The 23,474-nt window shown below is 68.2% G+C and carries 20 protein-coding genes and 1 pseudogene; 13 read left to right on the top strand and 8 right to left on the bottom strand.

The annotated features are described in order from the left end of the window. From ATO4_RS07790 to ATO4_RS07780, 4 genes and pseudogenes are all read right to left on the bottom strand, one after another. Nucleotides 1-900 (bottom strand): cache domain-containing protein (locus ATO4_RS07790; RefSeq protein WP_139802311.1); only part of this gene is annotated, 900 nt, incomplete at its 3' end. A 253-nt stretch (nucleotides 901-1,153) separates the two neighbouring features. Then, nucleotides 1,154-2,302, bottom strand: a pseudogene (locus tag ATO4_RS07785) (methyl-accepting chemotaxis protein); the annotation flags it as partial. Between the two features lie 521 nt (nucleotides 2,303-2,823). Further along, on the bottom strand, nucleotides 2,824-3,186 hold the full coding sequence (locus ATO4_RS28255; RefSeq protein ID WP_245308624.1) for a hypothetical protein: 363 nt from the start codon (nucleotides 3,184-3,186) through the stop codon (nucleotides 2,824-2,826). A gap of 318 nt (nucleotides 3,187-3,504) precedes the next feature. Next, nucleotides 3,505-7,206 (bottom strand): hydantoinase B/oxoprolinase family protein, encoded by a 3,702-nt coding sequence (locus ATO4_RS07780; protein ID WP_083590860.1) that lies wholly within the window; start codon nucleotides 7,204-7,206, stop codon nucleotides 3,505-3,507. A gap of 175 nt (nucleotides 7,207-7,381) precedes the next feature. Between ATO4_RS07780 and ATO4_RS07775 the strand changes: the two genes are divergently transcribed. From ATO4_RS07775 to ATO4_RS07760, 4 genes are all read left to right on the top strand, one after another. Further along, nucleotides 7,382-7,918, top strand: a complete 537-nt coding sequence (locus ATO4_RS07775) for a winged helix DNA-binding protein (protein WP_083590859.1) — start codon at nucleotides 7,382-7,384, stop codon at nucleotides 7,916-7,918. A gap of 40 nt (nucleotides 7,919-7,958) precedes the next feature. Beyond that, nucleotides 7,959-8,663: an SOS response-associated peptidase family protein gene (locus tag ATO4_RS07770; protein WP_083590858.1), complete on the top strand. Its 705-nt coding sequence runs from the start codon at nucleotides 7,959-7,961 to the stop codon at nucleotides 8,661-8,663. A 116-nt stretch (nucleotides 8,664-8,779) separates the two neighbouring features. Continuing rightward, nucleotides 8,780-9,391, top strand: a complete 612-nt coding sequence (locus tag ATO4_RS07765; RefSeq protein WP_083590857.1) for a glutathione S-transferase family protein — start codon at nucleotides 8,780-8,782, stop codon at nucleotides 9,389-9,391. Between the two features lie 187 nt (nucleotides 9,392-9,578). Continuing rightward, the gene (locus ATO4_RS07760; protein ID WP_083590856.1) at nucleotides 9,579-10,193 is read left to right on the top strand and encodes a pyridoxamine 5'-phosphate oxidase family protein; all 615 of its coding nucleotides are present in this window, start codon (nucleotides 9,579-9,581) and stop codon (nucleotides 10,191-10,193) included. 35 nt (nucleotides 10,194-10,228) lie between these two features. On the opposite strand, the gene ATO4_RS07755 is transcribed toward ATO4_RS07760, so the two are convergent. Then, nucleotides 10,229-10,594, bottom strand: a complete 366-nt coding sequence (locus ATO4_RS07755) for a DUF971 domain-containing protein (RefSeq protein ID WP_083590855.1) — start codon at nucleotides 10,592-10,594, stop codon at nucleotides 10,229-10,231. A 226-nt stretch (nucleotides 10,595-10,820) separates the two neighbouring features. Here ATO4_RS07755 and moaA point away from each other — a divergent pair, with 226 nt between their 5' ends. Together moaA and ATO4_RS07745 are read left to right on the top strand one after the other, a co-directional pair. After that, complete coding sequence (moaA, locus tag ATO4_RS07750) at nucleotides 10,821-11,810, top strand: GTP 3',8-cyclase MoaA (protein WP_083590878.1); 990 nt, start codon at nucleotides 10,821-10,823, stop codon at nucleotides 11,808-11,810. 2 nt (nucleotides 11,811-11,812) lie between these two features. Beyond that, nucleotides 11,813-12,292, top strand: a complete 480-nt coding sequence (locus tag ATO4_RS07745; protein ID WP_083590854.1) for a hypothetical protein — start codon at nucleotides 11,813-11,815, stop codon at nucleotides 12,290-12,292. 160 nt (nucleotides 12,293-12,452) lie between these two features. On the opposite strand, the gene ATO4_RS07740 is transcribed toward ATO4_RS07745, so the two are convergent. Further along, a complete protein-coding gene (locus ATO4_RS07740; RefSeq protein ID WP_139802310.1) occupies nucleotides 12,453-13,001 on the bottom strand; it encodes a hypothetical protein in 549 nt (182 codons plus the stop codon). A gap of 329 nt (nucleotides 13,002-13,330) precedes the next feature. Here ATO4_RS07740 and ATO4_RS07735 point away from each other — a divergent pair, with 329 nt between their 5' ends. The 7 genes from ATO4_RS07735 to ATO4_RS07705 all read left to right on the top strand — a co-directional run bounded on the left by ATO4_RS07735 (nucleotide 13,331) and on the right by ATO4_RS07705 (nucleotide 21,366). Beyond that, on the top strand, nucleotides 13,331-14,548 hold the full coding sequence (locus ATO4_RS07735; protein WP_245308623.1) for a multidrug effflux MFS transporter: 1,218 nt from the start codon (nucleotides 13,331-13,333) through the stop codon (nucleotides 14,546-14,548). Further along, a complete protein-coding gene (mobA, locus tag ATO4_RS07730; RefSeq protein WP_083590852.1) occupies nucleotides 14,545-15,189 on the top strand; it encodes a molybdenum cofactor guanylyltransferase in 645 nt (214 codons plus the stop codon). Before ATO4_RS07735 ends, mobA begins: the two co-directional genes overlap by 4 nt. A gap of 184 nt (nucleotides 15,190-15,373) precedes the next feature. Next, on the top strand, nucleotides 15,374-16,186 hold the full coding sequence (locus tag ATO4_RS07725; protein ID WP_083590876.1) for an ABC transporter substrate-binding protein: 813 nt from the start codon (nucleotides 15,374-15,376) through the stop codon (nucleotides 16,184-16,186). A gap of 124 nt (nucleotides 16,187-16,310) precedes the next feature. Then, nucleotides 16,311-17,021, top strand: coding sequence for an ABC transporter permease subunit (locus ATO4_RS07720; protein WP_083590851.1), 711 nt, complete (start codon nucleotides 16,311-16,313; stop codon nucleotides 17,019-17,021). Beyond that, complete coding sequence (locus tag ATO4_RS07715; RefSeq protein ID WP_176222899.1) at nucleotides 17,018-17,830, top strand: ABC transporter permease; 813 nt, start codon at nucleotides 17,018-17,020, stop codon at nucleotides 17,828-17,830. The genes ATO4_RS07720 and ATO4_RS07715 overlap by 4 nt, the downstream gene beginning before the upstream one ends. 304 nt (nucleotides 17,831-18,134) lie before the next feature. Beyond that, entirely contained in the window at nucleotides 18,135-20,378 is a 2,244-nt protein-coding gene (locus ATO4_RS07710; RefSeq protein WP_083590850.1) for a methyl-accepting chemotaxis protein, read from the top strand. A gap of 118 nt (nucleotides 20,379-20,496) precedes the next feature. Continuing rightward, nucleotides 20,497-21,366, top strand: coding sequence for an NAD(P)-dependent oxidoreductase (locus ATO4_RS07705; protein ID WP_083590849.1), 870 nt, complete (start codon nucleotides 20,497-20,499; stop codon nucleotides 21,364-21,366). A gap of 92 nt (nucleotides 21,367-21,458) precedes the next feature. On the opposite strand, the gene ATO4_RS07700 is transcribed toward ATO4_RS07705, so the two are convergent. Further along, on the bottom strand, nucleotides 21,459-22,709 hold the full coding sequence (locus ATO4_RS07700) for a hypothetical protein (protein ID WP_083590848.1): 1,251 nt from the start codon (nucleotides 22,707-22,709) through the stop codon (nucleotides 21,459-21,461). 144 nt (nucleotides 22,710-22,853) lie between these two features. After that, nucleotides 22,854-23,339, bottom strand: a complete 486-nt coding sequence (locus ATO4_RS07695; RefSeq protein WP_083590847.1) for an Lrp/AsnC family transcriptional regulator — start codon at nucleotides 23,337-23,339, stop codon at nucleotides 22,854-22,856. Nucleotides 23,340-23,474: the final 135 nt, after the last annotated feature.

Genomic DNA, 23,474 nt, shown 5'->3' with positions numbered 1-23,474 from the left:
GAAGCTCGTGTCGACGACGCCCATGAACTCGCGCAGGTCCTCGGCCTTGGCATGCTCGAGATCGGCCTGGCGCTGCCTGGCGTCCATCTCCGACACGCGCGCCGCCTCGGCCTCCTTCTCGAGGCGGTCGCGGGCGATCGCCTGGTCCTTGAACACCTGCACGGCGGCCGCCATCTCGCCGATCTCGTCGCGCCGGCCGACGGCCGGGACCTCGACCTGCCTGTCGCCGGCGGCCAGACGGCGCATCGCCGCGGTCATGGCGGCGATCGGAACCGAGATCGAGCGGGCCAGCGGCCAGGCCGCCAGCGCCAGCACGGCGAGCAGCGCCAGCGACCAGCCGACCATCACGAGGGCGGTGTCGAACATCGTGGCGGCGAGATCGTCCACATAGACGCCGGTGCCGACGGCCCAGTCCCAGCCGGGGATCTCCTGGGTGTAGCTGATCTTGGGAAGCGGCTCGCCGTTCGGCGTGCGCGGCCAGACATAGCTGGTGAAGCCGCCGCCCGCCCGCGCCTGCGCGACGAGTTCGCGGACGAAGAGGAAGCCGTTGGCGTCGGCGCTGTTCCACAGGCTCTTGCCGATCAGCGCCTTGTTCGGATTGTAGATCAGCGTGCCGTCGAAGGCGTCGATGAAGAAATACTCGCCGTCGCCGTAGCGCATGGCCGCGATCTTCTCGATCGCCGCCGCCTTGGCCTGCTCGACGCTCATCTGGCCGCTTTCGGCAGTCTTGCGATAGGTCTCGATGATCGAAACCGCGCTCTCCACCTGCGTCTTGACGAGGTCTTGGCGTGCGTCGTGCAGCAGGTTCGACTGTTGCGCAATGCCCGCAACGACGAGGATGGTGCACATGGCGACGCCAAGGGCAACGAGGAGTAACAGCTTGCGAGGTATGCTCAACACCGAAGGATGTCCCCTATCCGAGCGTAGTGATGCCACTGCTCATAAGGCGGAGTTACTACCAATCGCTTACGGTTGATGCCGCAAACCACGCCATCACAGGTGCATCCGGATGGCGTGACGGGTCGCCGGCGACGCAAGGGGAGGCTCCGGAGCCCTCGCCCGCCGGCACCAGGCTCACGAACGGCTTCGGCCCCGGGGGTTTTGCTCCCGGGGCCCGCGTCGCTGCCTTGCATGGCTCAGAACTCGGCGTGGCTCAGAACTCGGCCCAGCTCTCCTCGGCCTGCGCCGGCCTGCGGGCCGCGCCGCCGGCTCCGGTGCTGCGCATCTGGGCGACCGGCCGCGGCGACGCCGCCGGCCGCTGGGCCGTCTTTGCCGCCGCGGGCCGAACCGCCACCGCGCCGCCGCCGATCCTGAAGCGCGCGACGGTGGTGGCGAGGCCTTCGGTCTCCTTCGACAACGTCTCGGCGGCCGCCGTCGACTGCTCCACCATCGCCGCGTTCTGCTGGGTCACCTTGTCCATCTGGTCGGCCGCGCCGGACACCTCGCGAAGGCTCGTCGCCTGTTCGCGCGCACTGTCGGCGATCCTGGCGATCACCTCCGCCATGCCCGCCACCTCGGCGACGATCTCCTCCAGCGACTTGCCCGACGCCGAGACGAGCTCGACGCCCTTTTCCACCTGTTCGGTCGAGGCCGTGATCAGACCCTTGATCTCCTTTGCTGCCTCCGCCGAACGCTGGGCGAGGGCCCGCACTTCCTGGGCGACCACCGCAAAGCCCTTGCCCGCCTCGCCGGCGCGCGCCGCCTCGACGCCGGCGTTGAGCGCGAGGAGGTTGGTCTGGAAGGCGATCTCGTCGATGACGCCGATGATCTGGGAGATCTGCTGCGACGAGCCCTCGATCGCCGTCATCGCGATCACCGCCTCTGCGACGATCTCGCCGCCCTTCTTCGCCTTCTGGCGAGCCGATTCGGCGCTCCTGCGCGCATCGCCCGCCCCGTCCGCCGTCCGGTTGACGCCGCCGGTCACCTCGCTCAGCGCCGCGACGGTCTCTTCCAGCGAGGCCGCCTGCTGCTCGGTGCGCTGGGCGAGGTCGTTGGAGGCGACGGTGATTTCGTTGAGGCCCATGCGGATCGTCCCGACCGCCCCGACGACCTGGCCGATCGCCGCTTCGAGTGCCTCCACCGAGCCGTTGAACTTCGCCTTGATCGGCTCGAATTCCGGCGCCACCCGGCCCGACATGCGAACCGTCAGGTCGCCGGCCGACAGCCGGTCGAAGCTGACATCCACCACGCCCATGAACTCGCGCAGATCCTCAGCCTTGGCGCGTTCGAGGGCGGAGCCGCGGGCCTCCTCCTCCATTTGCCGTTCCCGCGCCTCGCTCGCTGCGCGTTCGGCGCGCTTGGCCTCTTCCTGCCCCTGGCGGGCGGCGAGGCTGGAATTGCTCACCGCCTGGAACATCGCTGTCACCTTGGCCGCCAGCCAGATGAGAACGCCGGCCTCGACGACGAGAATGACGGCGTGGATCGCCAGTCGAAGAACGTCCGTGCCGCCGGGATAGATCGCGGTCGGAAGGAGAAAGTTGAGGACGGTGTGGTGGACCGCGGTCGCGGCGGCCGCACCGGCGATCGCCCGCCAGTCGAACAGGGCGCCAACGACGGCGAGCCCGGCAAAATAGGCCATATGAGCGTCGACCTGAAGGTGGCTGCCGGAAAGCGCCGCGACGACGAGGGAGACATCCGCGATGATGCCGACCGAGACCACCATGCGGGCACCGGCTTCGCCACCCGGCTTGCGGGAGAGGACGAGGGCGACGACGGCGAAGGATATCGAACCGAGGGCGGCCCAAAGGCTCGACTTGCCCATGCTCCAATCGAGCACGCAGATTATCGGAGCCGCAGCGACCATCGCCATCGCCAGTACGTTGGTCAGTCTGGCGCGGTGCCGTTCGAGATCCGCAATTCCGTCCATATTTTCTCCTCCTCCTGTGGGGATGTTGTGAAGCAACCGAGGCTGCCGGCATCGAGCACGATGAGCGCGCCGGCCTCGCGCAGCCTGTCGGGGAGCCGGCTGTCGCCGAACCGAAGGACCACGACCGACGTCCATCCGCCTGAATCGACGAGGTCCCCTGCGCTCGTCGCGGCGCGCAGCACGCGCTCCTGCGGCCACCACGGCGGGAACAGGGCAGCGACACTCGCGTCCTGACCGAAGGTCGGTCCGGGAAGCATGGCGACGAGCATCGCGAGGCTCCCGGTGACCATCATCAACCAGATTGCAAAATTCGAATTCACGAAGGCCGACCTCGATGCCAGGCGGCGTCGACGCCCACCATGGTGCTGGAGCGAGGTCTAGAGCACAATTCTTTACTTGGACTGAATGTGCCTATTCCCGAATTCAGAATACAACAGACATGCAAAAATCTTCAGGATTGCTTACGATTTGATATTTATCAAATCTTTCGCCAGCGCGGCATAACAATATAGCTTTTTACACCTACCCCCGACTGTTCGGGGCACCACAAGCCGGCAGGGGGTGGCAGCACCTCTCGTCCCGCCGAGAACGGCGCGGCCGGACGAATCGGCCAAACCATGCCGGTTTCCCGCCCATGCTCACGTCGCCGGCCCGTATCCCCCCGGCGTCGGCGTCGTGACGATCACCGCCTCGCCGGCGGCCAGCACCGTCTGGTCGCAGCCGGCGAGTTCCTCCAGCAAACCGTCCAGCCGCCGCACCTCGGTGCGCCCCACCTCGCCGGCAGAGCCGCCGCAGATCCCCTCCGGCGGCCGGGTGCGGTGGGAGGAGAGGATGGCGCAGTCCATCTCCTTCAGGAACCGGATCGTCCGTTTGGTGCCGTCGCCGCCGCGCCTCTCGCCGGCCCCGCCCGAGCCCTTGCGGATGTGGAAGTCCTCCAGCACCACCGGGTAGCGCATCTCCAGGATCTCCGGGTCGGTGAGCCGGGAGTTCGTCATATGGACGTGGACGCCCGACGTTCCGGCAAAGCTCGTCCCGTCGTTCATCCGTCCGGCGGGCGAACCCGAGCAGATCGTCTCGTAATACTGGTAGCGCTCGTCGCCGAAGGTCAGGTTGTTCATCGTCCCCTCGGAATTTGCCAGCGCCTCGAAGGCGGCGAAGAGGGCGTTGGTGACATGCTGGGAGGTCTCGACATTGCCGGCGACGACGGCGGCGGGATAGCGTGGCTTCAGCATCGAGCCTTCCGGCACGACGATCTTCACCGGCCGCAGGCAGCCGGCATTCATCGGGATCGGCTTTTCCACCATCACCCGGAAGACATAGAGGACGGCCGCGCGGGTCACCGGCTCGGGGGCGTTGAAGTTGTTGGCTATCGACGGCGAGGTACCGGTGAAGTCGACGGTCGCCTCGCGGCTTTCCCTGTCGATGGTGATCTTGACCTTGATCACCTGGCCGCTGTCGGTCGGATAGTCGCAGGAACAGTCGTCGAGCCGGGCGATCAGCTCGCGCACCGCCTCGGCCGCATTGTCCTGGACGAAGTCCATATAGGCCTTGACCGTGTCGAGGCCGAAATTCTCGACCATCCGGCGCAGTTCGGCGACGCCCTTCTCGTTGGCGGCGATCTGCGCCTTCAGGTCGGCGACGTTCTGGTCCGGATTGCGGGCCGGATAGGGATGATCGGTGAGAACGCGGCGCAGCTCCTCCTCCTGGAACGTGCCCGCGTCGACGAGCTTGAGGTTGTCGATGAGGACGCCCTCCTCGTCGACCTTGGTCGCCCGCGGCGTCATCGAGCCCGGCGCGATGCCGCCGACATCGGCATGATGGCCGCGCGAAGCGACGTAGAAGAGGATGTTCTCCTTGGCGTCGTCGAACACCGGCGTCACCACCGTGATGTCCGGCAGATGGGTACCGCCATTATACGGCGCGTTCAGCGCATAGACGTCCCCCGGTCGGATCCGCCCCTCGTTCTGGGCGATGATCGCCTCGACCGAGCGGTCCATGGAGCCGAGATGCACCGGCATGTGCGGCGCATTGGCGACGAGGGCGCCGGAGGCGTCGAAGACGGCGCAGGAAAAGTCGAGCCGCTCCTTGATGTTCACCGATGAGGCAGTGTTCTGCAGCGTCACGCCCATCTGCTCGGCGATCGACATGAAGAGGTTGTTGAAGACTTCCAGAAGCACCGGATCGGCGCCGGCGCCGCCCTTGCCGCCACTGGCAGTGGAACCCGTGCCGAGGGCGGCGAGGCGCGGCTTCTTCTCGGTGCGCCGCAGGAGGACGTCGTTCTGCGCCGTGGTCTCGGCCGCCCAGCCGGGCTCGACGACGATGGTCTGGTTCGGCTCGACGATCAGCGCCGGTCCCTTGACGCTCGCGCCGGGGCCGAATGTCTCGCGGCGGATGATCGACGCCTCGCGCGCCTCGCCGCCGGTGAAGAACCGCCCGCTCGCCGCCGTTGCCGGGTCGAAGTCCTGCGCCGCCTCCGCCGCGACGTCGGCCCGCGGCTTCGGCCGCTCGGAGGTCTCGACCGACACCGTCTCCACGGTGATCGCCCGGCCCGGATAGACGAAGCCGAACTGCGCCTTGTGGGCCGCCTCGAAGCCCTGGCGCGCCGCCTCGAGCGAGCCGTCATAGGCGACGGGCAGGGTCGTGTCGGTGCCGTCGTAGCGAAGCTGCAGCAGGACTTCGGTCGTGTGGCCGCCCGGCGAAACGCCCTGCGCCTCGACCTCGCCGGCCGTCTCGCGGGACAGCCGTTCGGCCAGCGCCTCGATCTCGGCCTTCGCCTCCTCCGACAGATCGGCGACCAGCGCCTGGGACCGGCTGGAGAACAGCGAAGACAGGCCGATTCCATAGGCCGACAAAAGCCCCGACATCGGATGGATCAGCACGCTTTCCATCGCCAGCGCATCGGCGACGAGGCAGGCATGCTGGCCGCCGGCGCCGCCGAAGGAATTGAGCAGGTATTTGGAGACGTCGTAGCCGCGCTGCACCGAGATCTTCTTGATGGCGTTGGCCATGTTCTCGACGGCGATGGTGAGGAAGCCTTCGGCGATGGCTTCCGGCGAGCGCCCGTCGCCGAGCCGTCTCGCCAGCGCCTCGAATTTTTCGCGCACGACCGCGACGTCCAGCCTCTGGTCCTGGTTCGGCCCGAACACCGCGGGGAAGAGCTCCGGCTTCAGCTTGCCGACCATGACATTCGCGTCGGTGACGGTCAGCGGGCCGCCCTTGCCATAGGCGGCAGGGCCGGGATTGGCCCCCGCCGAGGCCGGCCCCACCTGGAAGCGACCCTGGTCGACCGACAGGATCGAGCCACCGCCCGCCGCGACCGTATGGATGCGCAGCATCGGCGCGCGGATCCGGACACCGGCGACCTCGGAATCCAGCGCCCGCTCGTAGGCGCCGGCATAATGGGTGACGTCGGTGGAGGTGCCGCCCATGTCGAAACCGATGACCTCGGCAAAGCCCGCCGCCTTCGCCGTCTCCGCCATGCCGACGACGCCGCCGGCAGGCCCCGACAGGATCGCGTCCTTGCCCTGGAACATCTCGGCCGCCGTCAGCCCGCCCGACGACATCATGAACTGCAGCGACGGCGCGGCCGTATCCCCCGTCTCGGCGCCGAGCGCCGCCGCCACCTTGTCGACATAGCGCCGGAGGATCGGCGTCAGATACGCGTCGACCACCGCCGTGTCGCCGCGCCCGACCAGCTTGACCAGCGGCGAGACCTCGTGGCTGACGGAGATCTGGCCGAAGCCTACGTCCTCCGCCAGCTTGCGGGCGCGGGCCTCGTGCCCGGGATAGCGCCAGGAATGCATGAAGACGATGGCGACGGCGTCGATCCCCTCGGCCTTCGCGGCCCGCAGCGCCTCGGCCGTCGCCGCCTCGTCGAGATCGGTCTCGACCGTGCCGTCGGCCAGCACCCGCTCCGGCACCTCGCAGACCCTCGCATAGATCTGCTCGGGGAGGATGATCTCCTTGGCGAAGATGTCCGGGCGGGCCTGATAGGCGATCCTCAGGGCATCGCGGAAGCCCCGGGTGATCAGGAGCAGTGTCTTGTCGCCCTTGCGCTCCAGAAGCGCATTGGTCGCCACCGTGGTTCCCATCCGCACCGTGCCGACGCGGCCCGGCGGGATCGCGCCGCCGGTCTTGATCCCGAGCGTCTGCCGGATCCCCTCCAGCGCCGCGTCGTCGTAGACGCCGGGGTTCTCCGACAACAACTTCCTCGGATGCAGCGAGCCGTCCGGCGCCTTACCGATGACGTCGGTGAAGGTGCCACCGCGATCGACGAAGAAGTCCCAGCGGGTGCCGCGATCGTCGAGGCTGTCTGGTTCCGGCCGGTTGTCTGGCTGCATGATGGGGCCTTGTACGTTCGCGGTTCATTTGCCAATGATTTACCGGTAGATTATCAGCGTCCAGGCCGGCCGGCAAATCCGGCGAGGCGTTCCCGTTGCCCGGATCGCCGGGCGTCCCGCCCGTCGGTGGCATGGGATCGTCCCCGGCCCGCCGACGCCCACCTCGGGAGGCAAGATGAGTGCCAGCCACACCACCCGGCCCGCCGCGCCGATCGGTCCGATCGTCTCCTCGGCCCATCTCGCCGACGGGGCGGTGCCGGCGCTGTCGGAGGTCGAGTTCGGCATGCTCCTGTCCAGCCACGCCTTCGAGCGCTGGATGGTGCGCTGCATGACGGCGGCGGGCGAGGCGGGGCTGACGGCGACGGAGGTCACCGTCCTCCACACCGTCACCCATCGCGGCACACCCAAGCGCCTCGCCGACATCTGCCTGGTGCTGGGCATCGAGGACACCCATCTCGTCACCTATGCGGTGCGGAAGCTGGAGCAGAAGGGCCTTGTCATCCGCCGCAAGGCTGGCAAGGAGCGGCTGATCCAGGTGACGCCGGCCGGCGAGGCCGCCTGTTCGCGCTACCGGGACCTGCGCGAGCGCATCCTCGTCGCGGGCATCTCCGAGCTCGGCCTCTCCGCGGAACGAATGAGCGAGATCGCCCATCTCCTGCGGCTTCTGTCCGGCCACTACGACCAGGCGGCACGGACGGCGGCGACCCTGTAGCGCCCTACCTTGGTCGGAAGAGCCAGCCGGGAGCGACACGATGTGCAACCTCTATTCCGTGACCAAGGGCCAGCAGGCGATCCGCGAGTTCTTGCGCGCGACGCAGGACCGCACCGGCAACCTGCCGCCGCTGCCGGGCATCTTCCCGGACACCGCGGCGCCGGTGGTGCGGGCGGTTCCCGGCGCCGAGTGGGTCGCCGGGAACCGCGAATTGACGATGATGCGCTGGGGCATGCCCTCCCCGGCCTTCGTCCTGAAGAACCGCAAGACCGATCCCGGCGTCACCAACATCCGCAACGTGAAGAGCCCGCACTGGCGGCGCTGGCTCGGCACGCAGCACCGATGCGTCGTGCCCTTCACCAGCTTTTCCGAATATGAGGACCGGGGCGGCAAGAAGGTGCCGGTCTGGTTCGCTTTGTCCGAGGAGCGCCCGCTGGCGGTCTTCGCCGGCATGTGGACGCGCTGGACCAGCGTCCGGAAGGTGAAGGAGGGCGAGGTCACGGCGGATCTCTTCGGCTTCCTGACCTCGGAGCCCAACGAAGAGGTGGGGCGCGTCCATCCCAAGGCCATGCCGGTGATCCTCACCGAGCCGGCGGAGATCGACCTCTGGCTGGCGGGCCCCTGGGAGGCGGCGTCGGCGCTGCAGCGGCCGCTGGTCGACGGGGCGCTCCGGATCGTCGCCGAGGGCGCGCGGGAGGACGGTGGCGAGGCCGCCGCCGAGCCGGAGCAGCCGCGCCTGTTGTGAGAGCCTTCCCCGCCGGGATCGCCCCCTCGCAATCGTCCTGTCGCAACGTCACAATGGCGTCACGATCGCCGGCGCATATGCAGATATTCTTGTTTTGTTCGCGAGGAGGCGACGTCATGCAGGGCCGCTACAAGCTCTACTACAACCCCGAGAGCCGCGCCTCGGTGGCGCGCTGGATGCTGGAAGAGGTCGGCGCCGACTACGAGCTCGTCCCCGTCGACATCCAGGCGGGCGAGAACCGTACGCCGGAGTTCCTCGCCATCAATCCGATGGGCAAGCTGCCGACGCTGATCCTGGCGGATGGAACGGTCATGACCGAGACCGCCGCGATCCTCGCCCATCTGGCCGACTGCTTTCCCGCCGCCGGCCTCGCCCCCGCGATCTGCACCGGCGAGCGGGCGACCTATTATCGCTGGCTGTTCTTCGGCCCCTCCTGCCTGGAGCCGGCCGGCATCGACGCGATGATGCGCAAGGGCAGCGAGCCGCTGCCGAAGATGGCGCTCGGCTGGGGCAGCTATGACGACGTCATCGACACGCTGGAAGCGCAGCTTGCAAAAGCCCCCTACGTCACCGGCGAGACCTTCACCGCCGCCGACCTCGCGCTCGGCGCGACGCTCTGGTGGCTGTCGATGTTCGGCGCGCCGCGCCTGACCGAGAGCGAGGCGATCAAGGGCTTCGTCGCGCGGGTAACGGCGCGCGACGCTTTCAGGCGCGCCCAGGCCGCCTGAGAGCGTCGCGACCCGGCGGCACCCCTTCGGTCTTCGCGCCGGCGCCCGGAGGCCGCCGGCGGCGATTGCGACGGTCACGCCTGTGGCGTTGACAGCCGGCCGCGCCGCACCGTCAATGGCCGGACATCGTCGTCGGCCGAGACGACACGGCCGACACACGGCAAGGACGCGAAGAAAGGGCCACCTCATGGGCGACACCATCATCCGCTCGATCGCGGATCTCGAGGCGCTCTACGGCCAGCCTCTGGCGACCTCCCTCGCCAAGGAGACCGACCACCTCACGGCGCATTACCGCGCCTTCGTCGAAGCCTCGCCCTTCGTCCTGATCGCCAGCGCCGGGCCGGAAGGGCTCGACTGCTCGCCCCGCGGCGATCCGGCCGGCTTCGTCGTCGTGGAGGACGAGCGCACGCTGCTGATCCCCGACCGGCTCGGCAACAACCGCACCGACACGCTGCGCAACATCGTCCGCGATCCCCGGGTGGCGCTGATCTTCCTCATCCCCGGCGTCGGCGAGACACTGCGGGTCAACGGCCGTGCCGAGATCGACACGGCGCCGGCCCTGCTGGAGCGCCTGGCGATCAACGGCAAGCCGCCGCGCAGCGTCGTGCGGGTCCATGTCGAAACCGTCTATTTCCAGTGCCAGAAGGCGCTGGTGCGCTCGAAGCTCTGGGACCCCTCGCGGCATGTCGACCGCAAGAGCCTGCCCAGCACCGGCGAGATGCTGGCCGCCCGGATGGCGGATTTCGACGGGGCGAAATACGACGCCGACTATCCCGAGCGGCTGAAGCAGACGATCTACTGACCGGCCGCGGCAGACGCCGCCTCAGGCCCGGCGGGTCACGGCTCGCGCCGCAGACCCTTGGCCTTCAGCTCGTCCAGGTAGCCCTGCCAGCGGGCGTCCTTGTCGCGGCCGAGCTCGGAGAGGTAGCTCCACGAGAACAGCCCGGAATCGTGGCCGTCGGAAAACACGATCCGGATCGCATAGTGGCCGATCGGCTGGAGATCGGCGATCGTCACGTCGCGCTTGCCGGACATGGTCTTGCGGTCGGCCTCCGAATGGCCGCGCACTTCGGCAGACGGCGACAGGACCCGCAGCATCTCGGCGGAGAACTCGTCCCTCGCCCCGTCCGGCCAGACCACCGTCAAGAGGCGGCGATCCTTGGCGACCCGCAGTTCGCTCGGTGCTTCGATGCTTGCGTTCATCCCCGTCCGTCCCTTCGCAGCGGTCGCGGCCAACTGATTACGAACCTGATTCCCATGGGTTCATGGGACACGGCCGCTTGACCCTTCAGCCCGGGACTTCCACATTCATCCTTCAGATTGCAAGCAGACGCGCCTTCGAAGGGACGAATTCTTGGACATTTCCCGCGACATCGCAGAGCGGCCCGGCGCGACGGCGGCCCTTCCGGGCCGGGCTCCCGGCGGCCAGATGATCGACCCGTTCGGCCGCACGGTCTCCTATCTGCGCATCTCGGTGACCGACCGCTGCGACTTCCGCTGCGTCTACTGCATGGCCGAGGACATGACCTTCCTGCCGAAGCAGGACCTTCTGACGCTGGAGGAACTCGACCGGCTCGCCACCGCCTTCGTCGAGAAGGGCGTGCGCAAGCTGCGGCTCACCGGCGGCGAGCCGCTGGTCCGGCGCAACATCATGCATCTCATCCGTTCGCTCTCGCGGCATCTGGGAACCGGCGCGCTGGAAGAGCTGACCATCACCACCAACGGCTCGCAGCTGGAGCGCTTTGCCGCCGAGCTCGCCGATTGCGGCGTCCGACGGATCAACGTCTCGCTCGACACACTCGATGCCGACAAGTTCAAGCAGATCACCCGCTGGGGCAATCTCGACAAGGTGATGGCCGGCATCCGCGCCGCACAGGCCGCCGGCATCCGGGTCAAGCTCAATGCCGTGGCGCTGAAGGGCTTCAACGAGGCAGAAATTCCCGAGATGCTGCGCTGGGCCCATGGCGAGAACATCGACCTGACCCTCATCGAGACGATGCCGCTCGGCGAAATCGACGGCGATCGGACCGACCAGTACCTGCCGCTGTCGGCGGTGCGCGCGCAGCTCGCCGAGCGCTTCACCCTCGCCGACATCCCCTACGCGACCGGCGGGCCGGCGCGTTACGTGGAGGTCAAGGAAACCGGCGGCCGGCTCGGCTTCATCACGCCGCTCACCCACAATTTCTGCGAAAGCTGCAACCGCGTCCGCCTCACCTGCACCGGCACCCTCTACATGTGCCTCGGGCAGGAGGACGCCGCCGACCTCAGGGCGCCGCTCCGGGCCTCCGAGGGCAACGAACTCCTGTCGAACGCCATCGACGAGGCGATCGGCAGGAAACCGAAGGGACACGACTTCATTATCGATCGGGAGACGCGCAGGCCCGCCGTCTCGCGGCATATGAGCGTGACCGGAGGATAGACATGGCGAAATGGCGGATCGGATCTCTCGTGGCGGCTTCGAGCCTCGCCGCGGCGGTCTTGTGCGGCCCCGCGCTGGCGGACGAGGTGACCTACCAGAACCAGCGTTTCGGGACGAAGGCGAGCTTCCCCGCAGAGGCCTTTCCCGAGAAGCTCCCAGCCCCCGTCGAGGGCGACGGGCTGGCCTGGGCCTCGCCGGACGGCGCCCAGCTCTTCATCTATGCGCGCCAGAACGGCGGCGGCGAGACGCCCGCGTCGATCATCCGCGATCGCGGCAAGGCGGACGACGTCACATACAAGGCCTCCGGCCAGCGCTGGGCGGTGGTCTCCGGCTACCGCGACGGCAAGATCTTCTACGAGCGCTACATCTTTCGCGGCGACCTGATCCACTCCGTGGCGATCCGCTATCCGAAGAACCTGCGCTCGCGCTACGACCGGCTCGTCGGGCCGGTGACCAACTCGCTGCAGGGCCCGTCCGGCTGACAGGGCCGAGGCCCCTCCCAGCCAAGGCCAAAGCGTGACGAACCGGGCGAGCCCGCCGTCTCGCTCCGGCTTTTGCGATACCTCATTTGCGATACCTCTTACGACCGCCTGAGCTTCGGAAACTGGCGGGCCGAATTCTGGCTTTGGCCTGGTGCTGCGGTCAGGGAACCTGCTTCGGTCGCCATGGCCGTGTGTCGCGCGCCTCGGCGAGGGGCTCGCCGCGCGCCTTTTCCCCGGCCGAGGGTCGATCGGCTTTCGCCAGGGCCTCGATGAGGTCGCGGATCTGCCCCCAGTCGCGTCCGCCCTCGGTGGACGCGGCGGCAGGGCTCCCGTCCGGGGCATCGGCCTGCGGCGCCGGCCGCGCGGGCAGCGAGGCCTTGAGCACGCTGGACAGTTCGGAATGGTCGGCCTTCGCCTCGGGCTCCGGCAGGGTCTTGCGGCGGCGCGTCTCCTCGGCGGCGATGAGGGCGTCGAGCGCCCGGCCGACGCCGCAGACCTGCCCGGGCGCGCCGCCGGTCACCGGCGGAAGGGCGAGCCGCGGGGCAGCGTCCGAGGCGTCCGCCGCCGCATCGGCTGACGGGCCGCGCGCCCCGGCCCCGCTCTCGGAATCGGGCCTTTGCCGCCAGGCTCCGCGCTGCCGGCGCTCGCCCGGATCATAGTCGTGGGGCCGCTGGCGCGAATCGGCATAGCCACCGAGCAGAGCGGTCATTGCGGAAAAATCGAAGCCCATTCCGGTTCCCCACGCCAATGGCGAAGCATCAGTCTTGACCACGAAAGCGCTGCGATTCCCTTGCGGAATGGGCCGAAATTTTAAAGAATGATGGATTTCCGTTTTTGATTCTGCACACTTAGTATTTCGACGAAGTTAACCTGGCGCAGCGTCGCGGCGCGCGGCTCGCAGCCTCCCGTCGCCTCCACCGGCGGCGAGACCGGCCACGTTGCGACTTGCCTTCGCCCCGCGGCAGCGACATCTTGCCCGCGAACCTTCAGGCGGCGCCCTTCCGCCGCAACGGCCGCAAGAGGCGCGACGATCCCATCATGACGAGCCTTCGCGACATGCAATCGCCGGCAGCCGGCATCGCCGCGCGCCGGCCGATGCTCTTCACCTTGATGATCGCCTCGGCCCTGTCGCCGCTGGCGATCAACATCTTCATTCCGTCGATGGCCTCGATCGCCGACGATCTCATGGCGGAGGAGGCGATCGTCGGCCTCGGCCTGTCGCTCTATCTCGCCGCCACCGCGCTGATCCAGCTCCTCGCGGGGCCGCTGTCGGATCGCTACGGCCGCCGCCCGGTGATCATCGGCGGCATGGTGCTGTTCATGGCCGGCACCTTCATGTGCATCGCCGCCGAGGGTGTCGGGCTGTTTCTCGCGGGGCGCGTGGTGCAGGCGGCGAGCGCCACCGGCATCGCCCTGTCCCGGGCGATCGTGCGCGACGTCTATGAGCGCGAGCGCGCCGCCGCGATGATCGGCTACGTCACCATGGGATTTGCCGTCGCCCCGTTGCTCGGCCCCCTCGTCGGCGGGACCATCGACACGGCCTTCGGCTGGCGCATGGTGTTCTGGCTGCTCGCGGCGATCGGCGCGCTCACCCTCGGCCTGCTCTTCGCCGACCTCTCCGAGACCAATGCCGAGCGCGGCAAGCCGATGCGCGACCAGTTCAAGAACTACGGCGTGCTCCTTTCCGCCGGTTCGTTCTGGACCTACGCCCTCGTCTCGGCGCTGATCTCGGCGGTGTTCTTCGCCTTTCTCGGCGGGGCGCCCTTCGTCGCGGTGAACATCCTCCACATGACGCCGGCCGCCTATGGCCTGTGGTTCGGCCTTTGCGCCGCCGGTTACATCGCCGGCAACTTCGTCACCGCGCAGCTGTCCGAGCGTCTCGGCATCAAGACGCTGATGGTGGCCGGCAGCGCCATCTCCATGGGCGCCGCCCTCCTTTCCCTTGGCTTCATCGCCTATGGCTGGCTGACGCCGCTGACGCTGTTCGGACCGATGTTCCTCGTCGGCATCGGCAATGGGCTGGCGACGCCGACCTCGACTGCCGGCGGCATCAGCGTCGTGCCCCATGCGGCGGGGGCCGCCGCCGGCATGCTCGGCGCGCTGCAGATCGGCACCGGGGCGCTGGCCTCCTTCGTCGCCTCGCTGGTCGCCACCCGCCACGGCGGCCCGCTCGGCCTCTTCGCGCTGATGTCGGCCTTCGGTCTCGGCTCGCTCATCGTGGCGCTGATGGTGCGGCGCGTCCGGCACGCCCCATGAAGCCGGCAAGTCCCGTGAAGCCGGCGGGCCTCGTCCTGGCCGGCGGCCGGGGAAGCCGCATGGGCGGGCCGACGCCGAAGCCGCTGACGCCGCTTTGCGGCCGCCCGCTGGTCGCCCATGTCATCGCGCGGCTGGAGCCCCAGGCAGACCGGATCTTTCTCGCCGCGCCCCGGGATCGCGGCTACGAGCGCTTCGGCCTGACGCTCGCGCCCGATCGGCGCCCCGGCCTGCCCGGCCCGCTCGCCGGCATCGAGGCGGGCCTTGCGGCGTTGCCGGCGCGCCGTCCGGGCGAGCCGGAGCGTCGTCTCCTCGTCGTGCCGGGCGACACGCCCTTCCTGCCGCAGGATCTCGCCGAACGCCTCGCGCAACGGGCCGGCGAGCGTCCGGTGATCGCGGTCTTCGAGGGCCGCCTGCAACCGGCGACGGGGCTGTGGCCGGGCTCGCTCCTCGCCGATCTCACCCGCTGGCTCGATACGGGGCGACCGCTGGCGATCCGCGCCTTCCTCGAGGAGGTCGGCTTCGACACCGCGGCGATCGATGCCACCCCCGACGCTCCCGCAGGCGACCCGTTCTTCAACGTCAACACGCCAGACGACCTCGTGACCGCCGAAGCCTTCCTCCACCGCACGTCCCGTGGCTGAGCCCGGGACCCGGTTGCGTCCACGAGAAATCGGTTGTGCTCGCAGGCAGATCGCAGTTGCGCTCGGCTTTCGAAAAATGGCAGCATGCCTCCCGACACAGCATGCCCAATCGCGCGGCACGGATGACGCCGCGCCGTTGCATGCCATCACGATCGATCTTTTCCTGACGACAAAGGGGTCCTCAATGCGTCTAGCCCAATCCTTCGCTCTCGCCGCCGCGCTCGCCGGCCTCTTCGCCGGAACCGCCGTGGCTCAACAGAGCGACGCCGACAAGGACTGGTCGAAGGTGGTGATCGGCACCGAGGGCGCCTATCCGCCGTTCAACTTCCTCGACGCGTCGGGCGAATTGAAGGGCTTCGACGTCGAAATCGCCAAGGCGCTCTGCGCCCAGATGAAGGTCGAATGCACCTTCGTCACCCAGGATTGGGACGGCATGATCCCGGCGCTCCAGAACGGCAATTTCGACGCCCTTGTCGCCTCCATGTCGATCACGCCGGAGCGCGAGGAACAGATCGCCTTCACCGACAAGTACTATCAGACGCCGCCGGCGATCGCCGTCCCGAAGGATTCGCAGATCACCGAGGCGACCGACGCGGCGCTGTCCGGCAAGGCGATCGGCGCGCAGGTCTCGACCACCCACGCCCAGGCCGCGGCCGCGCTCTTTCCGAGCGCCGACGTGCGCCAGTATCCGACCGCCGAGGAATACAAGCTCGACATCGAGAACGGCCGCCTCGACGCGGTGATGGACGACGTCGTCGTCCTCGACGAGTGGCTGAAGAGCGACGCGGGCGCCTGCTGCAAGCTTCTCTCCACCCTGCCCGCCGATCCGGCGATCTACGGCAAGGGCGTCGGCATCGGCCTTCGCAAGGGCGACGACAAGCTGAAGACGATGCTCGACGACGCCATCGCGGCGATCCGGGAAGACGGCACCTACGACAAGATCCAGAAGTCGTATTTCGACTTCGACGTCTATGGCGAAGAGCCGGCCGCCCAGTGAGGCGCATCGCGGGATAGGAATGAAGGAGGTCGCCGGCATCGTGCCCGGCGGCCTTTTTCGTCTTCGTGGAAGACGCGTGCTCGGCGAAAGAGAGCCACCGCCAGCGCAGTGACGAACGGACCGGATGAACGAATCCCTCACCCTTCTCGGCTTCGGATCAACCGGCTGGGGCGACGATCTCGCCGCCGGCGTCGTCGTCACCGTCGCCCTGTCGCTGGCGACGCTGCCGATCGGCCTTGGCCTCGGCTTCCTCCTGTCGCTCGCCAAGCAGTCGGAGGATTACCTGCTGAAGCTGTCCGCCGACATCTTCACGACGATCTTTCGCGGCCTGCCCGAACTTCTGACGCTGTTTCTGGTCTATTTCGGGGTCAATGCCGCGCTGAAATCGGTCTCCCAGGCGACCGGCCTGCCGGATATCGCGCTGTCGAGCTTCGTCTCCGGCATGGTGGCCCTCGGCGTCGTCTTCGCGGCCTTCTCGAGCGAGGTGTTCCTCTCCGCCTTCCGGGCGATCCCCCACGGCCAGCGCGAGGGCGGCATGGCGCTCGGCCTCGGGCGGGCGAAGGTGATGGTCCTCGTCATCCTGCCGCAGCTGATCAAGATCGCCCTGCCGGGCCTCGGCAATCTTTGGATGAACCTCCTGAAGGACACCGCCCTCGTCTCGGTCATCGGCCTTGCCGACATCCTGCGCCAGGCGCAGGTCGCGGCGCGGGTCTCGCGCGAGCCGTTCCTGTTCTTCGGCACGGCGATCGCCCTCTATCTCGTCCTGACGATCCTCTCCTCCATCGCCATCGGCGGCATCGACCGCTGGACCAAGCGCGGCGAGGTGGCGAAGTGAGCGGCAACAATCCGGCCCTGGCCGCCCCGAAGGCGCCGCCGCAGAAGCTCAAGCTCGGCGGGCTCGTCGCGATCGGCCTGTGGATCGCGGTGGCCGCCGCCTTCGCCTTCTACTTCGTCCAGGCCTTCGACGTGACGCTGATCGAGCGCTTCGGCTGGTCCTATCTCCGCGGCCTGTGGGTCACGGTCTCCCTCGTCGCCGTCTCCTTCGTCCTCGGCGCGATCGTCTCGCTGCCCGTGGCGCTCGGCCGCATGGCGTCCAACCCGATTGCGCAGGGTTCGGCCTTCGCCTTCGTGTATTTCTTCCGCGGCACGCCGCTGATCGCCCAGATCTTCCTGTTCTACTATGGCTTCGGCCAGTTCCGCGGCTTCTTCGAAACGATCGGCCTGTGGTGGTTCTTCCGGGAGGCCTGGTATTGCGGGCTGTTCTCGCTGGCGCTCAACACCGCCGCCTACCAGGCGGAGATCCTGCGCGGCGCCATCGAGAGCGTGCCGAAGGGCCAGTGGGAGGGCGGCCGCTCGCTCGGGCTGCCGCGCCAGGTGATCTTCTTCAAGGTGGTGATGCCGCAGGCGATGATCGTGGCCCTGCGCCCCTATGCCAACGAGATCATCCTGATGATCAAGGCCTCGGCCATCGTCGCGATCATTACCGTCTACGACCTCTTCGGCGAGACCCGGCAGGCCTATTCGCGCACCTACGACTTCCAGACCTATGTCTGGGCGGCGCTGCTCTACCTCGCCCTCGTCGAGGCGCTGCGCCACGCGACCAACTGGGCGGAACGGCGGCTCACCCGGCATCTGAAGCGCTGAGGCCCGGCGAAGGACGACGAGCCGCGCCCTGCGGCGGGATCCCGCGAACCCATCCATGCGGCCGGCGTCCCGGGAGGTCGACGCCCTGCGGTCACCGGTGACCGCCCGTGGTCGAGCCCATATCTCCTGGTTGCGAAGCTGATGTCCCGTGGCTCATCGGGGCGATCCGGATTCTTTCCGCGGCCACCGCGACCCGGCGCACGGGCCGCTGGCCCTTTTGGTATAACGAGACGTTGCAAATTCACCATTTCGAAAGGGAAAGCGGAAAGTATCGTTGGCAACGATCACCCTCCGTGAGGATCCCATGCGATTCGGTTCCCTTTCGATCAAGGCGAAGTTCGCCCTCGTCGTCGTCGGCGCAGCGCTGGTGGCGGGCACCGCTGTCGGCGTCCTCAGTTACCAGATCGGCAGGGCCGGGCTGATCGAGGCCAGCCAGGCCCGGCTCGACATGGTCGCCCAGATTCGCGCCGACGCCCTCGAGAGCCACATGCACCGCGCCCGCCAGACGCTGGCCGAGATCGCCCAGAACAACACGATCGGCGAGACCATGGATGGCCTCGACCGGCTGCTCCAGTCGGAAAACGCCAAGATCCTGGAGTATTTCCGCAATCCGGACCTGACCACCGAGCAGCGGATCGCCGCCGACGGCGAGGGATCGCGGCTCCTCTATGCGATGAAATACGGCAAGTTCCACGGCTCCCTCGTCAACGCGTTGTCGAATGCCAGTCTCGCCGACGTCTATGTGGTCGGGACCGACGGCATCGTGGCCTTCAGCGCCGCCAAGGGGCCGGAGCTCCTGCAGAACGTCGCAACCCTCAAGGACGGCGTTCTCGCCGATCTCGTCCAGCGATCCCAGGCGGCCGGCCTGACCGACGTCGTCACCACCGGCCTCACCGACTATCCGGCCGGCGGCCGCTCGGCCTTCCTGGCCCAGCCCCTGGCCTTCAACTATTGGGGCGAGACCGAACGCCGCGGCACGATCGTCATCCGGATCTCCGCAGAAGCCCTCGACGCGGTCGTCGCCCCGCAGGACGACACCAACGGCGTCGGCACGGCGATGCTCGTCGCCTCCGATGGACGGGTCGCGGCGGGCAGCCCCGGGACGGCGACGGCCGAGCTCCCCGCCGCATTGCAGAGCGCCGCGCGGGACGGCCGCAGCGGCACCGCCTTTGCCGAAATGGACGGCCACGGGACGTTCTACGTCTGGCAGCCGCTGCAGGTCCTCGACGAACCGATGCTGCTGGTCATCGGCGAAGATCAGGAGACCATGCTCGCCTCCGCCAACCAGCTGGCGAAATACGCGCTCTGGGCGACCCTCGCCATCGTGCTGGCGATGGCGCTGGTCGGCTTCGTCGTCTCCTCGCGGCTGACGCGGCCGCTGATCGACATCGCCGGGCTGATGAACCGCCTGACCGACGGCGACAAGACGATCGTCATCGACACCACCGGCCGCAAGGACGAGATCGGCGCGATGGCGCGGGCGCTGGACACCTTCCGGCGCAATGCCATCGAGAAGGACGAGATCGAGGCGACCACGCTTGCCAAGGACCAGCAGCTGGCGCTGGAGCGCGAACAGACCAGCACCGAGCGCGAGCGCAGCGCCGACGAGCTGCAGCGGACCGTCCGCATCCTCGCCGACGGCATGAAGGCGCTGGCCTCCGGCCGCCTCGACACCCGCATCACGACGCCCTTCCCGCCGGCGCTGGAGAGCCTGCGCCTCGACTACAACCGCTCCCTCGACCAGCTGGCGGAGACGATCCTGTCGATCCGGGAAGCGGCCACCAACGTGCGCCATGAATCCTTCGAGCTGCAGGCCTCCTCGCAGGACCTGTCGAGCCGGACCGAGCGGCAGGCCGCGACGCTGGAGGAGACCGCCGCGGCGCTGGCCGAGACCAACGACGCGGTGCACAGCTCGCTGGCGCGCTGCGACGACGCCGTGAAGACCACCGAGCGGACCGTCGTCGACGCCGGCCGCTCGTCCGAGGTCGTCAGCCAGGCGGTGCTGGCGATGGAGCGGATCGAGACGTCGTCGAAGGAGATCGAGACGATCATCGGTGTCATCGACGAGATCGCCTTCCAGACCAATCTCCTGGCGCTGAATGCCGGTGTCGAGGCGGCCCGGGCCGGCGAATCCGGCAAGGGCTTCGCGGTCGTCGCCCAGGAGGTGCGCGAGCTCGCCCAGCGCTCGGCCGGGGCCGCCGCCGAGATCGGCAAGCTGATCAAGCGCTCCAGCGACGAGGTCGGGGGCGGCGTCATGCTCGTCCGGCGCACCGGCGAATCCCTTGCGAGCATCGAAACCAACATCCAGACCGTCAATTCGGCGCTGGAGGGCATCGCCGAGATGTCCCGCGACCAGGCCCGCCGTCTCGGCGAAGTCAGCCAGGCGATGCGCGAGCTCGACCAGGTGACCCAGCAGAACGCCGCGATGGTCGACAAGACGACCGCCGCGATCGAGGGCCTCGCCGACGAGGGCGACCGCCTGAACGGCCTCGTCGACACCTTCACCCTGCCGAGCGAAGGCCGGATGCCGATCGCCCGCGCGGCCTGAGGCAGCCGGCGGCGAGGATCGCCGGCGCCGGCCGTTCGCGATTGACGCTCCACCCCCGCCGGACTACTTCGCAGACGAACTGAGGGGCGGAAAACGCACGGACCGGGAGACGGGACAAATGGCCAAGGTCGCATTCATCGGGCTCGGCGTGATGGGCTATCCCATGGCGGGTCACCTGAAGACCAGGGGCGGCCACGACGTCACCGTCTGGAACCGCACGGCCGCAAAGGCCGAGAAATGGGCCGACCAATATGGCGGCGGCCACGCCCCGACGCCGCGCGAAGCGGCGGGGGACGCCGACTTCGTCTTCATGTGCGTCGGCAATGACGACGACGTGCGCTCGGTCGTTTATGGCGACGACGGCATCTTCGCCGGCATGAAGGGCGGCGCGACGCTCATCGACAACACCACGGCCTCGGCCGAGCTCGCCCGCGAGTTGGCTGAAGCCGCCAATGCCAAGGGCTTCAGGTTCATCGACGCGCCGGTCTCCGGCGGCCAGGCCGGCGCCGAGAACGGCGCCCTGACAGTGATGTGCGGCGGCGACGATGCCGATTTTTCAGCCGCAAAGCCGGTCATCGAGGCCTATGCCAAGATGGTCGGGCTCATGGGCCCGGCGGGCTCCGGCCAGCTGACCAAGATGATGAACCAGATCTGCATCGCCGGCCTCGTCCAGGGGCTCGCAGAATCCATCGCCTTCGGCCAGAAGGCCGGCCTCGACATCGAAAAGGTCGTCGGCGTGATCTCCAAGGGCGCCGCCGGCTCCTGGCAGATGGAAAACCGCCACAAGACCATGAACGAGGGCCATTACGACCACGGCTTCGCCGTCGAATGGATGCGCAAGGATCTCGGCATCTGCCTCACTGAAGCCAAGCGCAACGGCGCCCGCCTGCCGGTGACGGCCCTCGTTGACCAGTTCTACGCCGAGGTCGAGGCGATGGGCGGCAAGCGCTGGGACACGTCGAGCCTCCTGGCGCTGCTCAACCGGTAGCGTCGCCGCACGCCGCGCTCCGACCGCCAGCGTCGTGACCTGCGCGGCCCTGCCCTCGATCACCGCCGAGGCGCCCCGTCGTTCCCGGCGGTTCAGGTGATTTTGCCATCGACCTCGATGTCGACGCTGACCGGCCGGTGGTCGCTGGTCTGGTCCTCGCTCCGCTCGAACACGACATTGGCGGCATTGTGGGCCGCATGCTCGACCCGGCCGCCATGGGGCGGCACGCGGACCGGCGAATGCGCGAAGGCGTTCTCGCCCACCACGGACTGGGTGAACATGATGTGGTCGAGCAGGATCTTCGGGTCGCGATAGGGCTCCCAGGCGTCGAGGAAGCGGACGGTCCAGCGATAGTCCGTCGCCCCGTCGATGCCGTAGTCGAACAGCGCGTGGTTGAGGAAGCGCCGGGCGAAGAAGACGTCGCCCTGCAGGTTCGAGATCAGGTCGTGGAAGAGGTAGCGGCGCTCGAAATATTCCTTGCCGACGCCGTCATTCATGTCGCCGAGCAGGAAGATCGCCGGAAACGGCTCGTCCTCGAAGCGGGCGTCGATATAGTAGCGGATGTCCTCGGCCTCGGTGGAGATCTTGATCCGCGCCTCGACGGCCTTCTGCTCCGCCGCAGCGATGGTCGCGGCCTCCGCCTCGCTCGCGGCCCGCGCCTCGAGGCGGAGCGCCTGACGGATCCGGCCGGCCGGTTCGTAGTCCTCGCCGCTGAACTTCGATTTCAGGTGGACCCCGACGAAGTCGACGCGCTTGCCGCCGATCCGGCACACCATGGTCTGCGGATGGCGATAGTGGAAATGCTCGCGGTCGCCGAGGTCGGGCGGCAGCGGCTCGCCCTCCTCGTCCTCCGGCTGCGGCTGGCGTGGCCCGGGCTTGTAGGCGGGATGGTTGATCGGCCAGCTCGCGCCGTGCTCGCCCGGCTGGGCCGGATCGAACCGGCTCTGGCGCTCCGTCGCCTCCCACCATTTGGGGATCGGCAAGAGCGTCGGCTGGAGCAGATCGAGCCGCCGGCGCTTCACCAGGAACCAGATGCCCTGCGCCCCACGGATGTAGTAGCGATCGCCGTCCGGGCGGAGGATCGGCACGTATTCGCCGGCGAGTTCCTCGTCGCAGAACGCCTGCAGCAGGCGCGCCTGGCCGGTGCTCGGCCCTTCCTGGATGCACAGGATGTCGGGCCCGATCAGCCGGATCTCCTCGGCGATCTGCGCCTTCTGCAGCGCCTGCAGCCGCTTGCCGGCGGCGCTGGTGACGCGTCTGGCCTCGGTGGCGATGGTTCGCTCATGACCCTTGAGGAGCTGGCCCAACCATTCGAGGTTCCATGTCGTCAGGACGAGTTTCATCGCGCAGCTCCCTGCTATCTCGCCCCTCGCCCGCAACTATGAGTTACCTCCATGACGTTTCCGTGACGGCGGCCCGGTCAGGGCGTGGCCGGTTCCGGCGAGGCAGCCACCGTTCAGGCCGCCGTGCCCGCGCCGCGCTCAGACTCAATCCCCCCGCGGCTCCTTGTCGAGCACCATGTAGTCGAGCGGCATCTGGGTCGTGTACTTGATCTGCTCCATGGCGAAGGACGAGGAGACGTCGCGGATCTCGATCTTCTCGATCATCCGCTTGTAGAAGGCGTCGTAGGCGGCGATGTCCGGCACCACCACCCGGAGCAGATAATCGACGTCGCCGCTCATGCGGTAGAACTCGATCACCTCGGGAAACTCGCCGATCACCTCGGAAAACCGCTTCAGCCATTCGGTGGAATGGGAGTTGGTGCGGATCGCCACGAAGACGGTGACGCGGGCGTTGATCTTTTCCGGATCGAGCACCGCGACCCGCCGCATGATGACGCCGTCCTCCTCCAGCCGCTGGATGCGCCGCCAGCAGGGCGTCGTCGACAGGCCGACGCGCTTGGCGACATCGGCGACCGCGAGGGTTGCGTCCTCCTGCAGGAGCCGCAAAATCTTCTTGTCGAGCCGGTCCATGAGCAGTTCCGTGACGTCGGCGGAAAAGCCACGGGATACAGGAGATGCAGCCGAAGCGGAAGCGCGGCCCTGCCCGCGGCTTGGCGAGGGACGATGGGCTCGGTGAGAATCCGCGACTGGCGCCGATGCGAGAAC

Origin of the sequence: Aurantimonas sp. 22II-16-19i (genome assembly GCF_002088275.1) — a bacterium.
Lineage (GTDB): Bacteria > Pseudomonadota > Alphaproteobacteria > Rhizobiales > Rhizobiaceae > Jiella.
The sequence above is the reverse complement of the archived record's forward strand: the minus strand, read 5'-3'. Positions and strand labels throughout refer to the sequence as shown.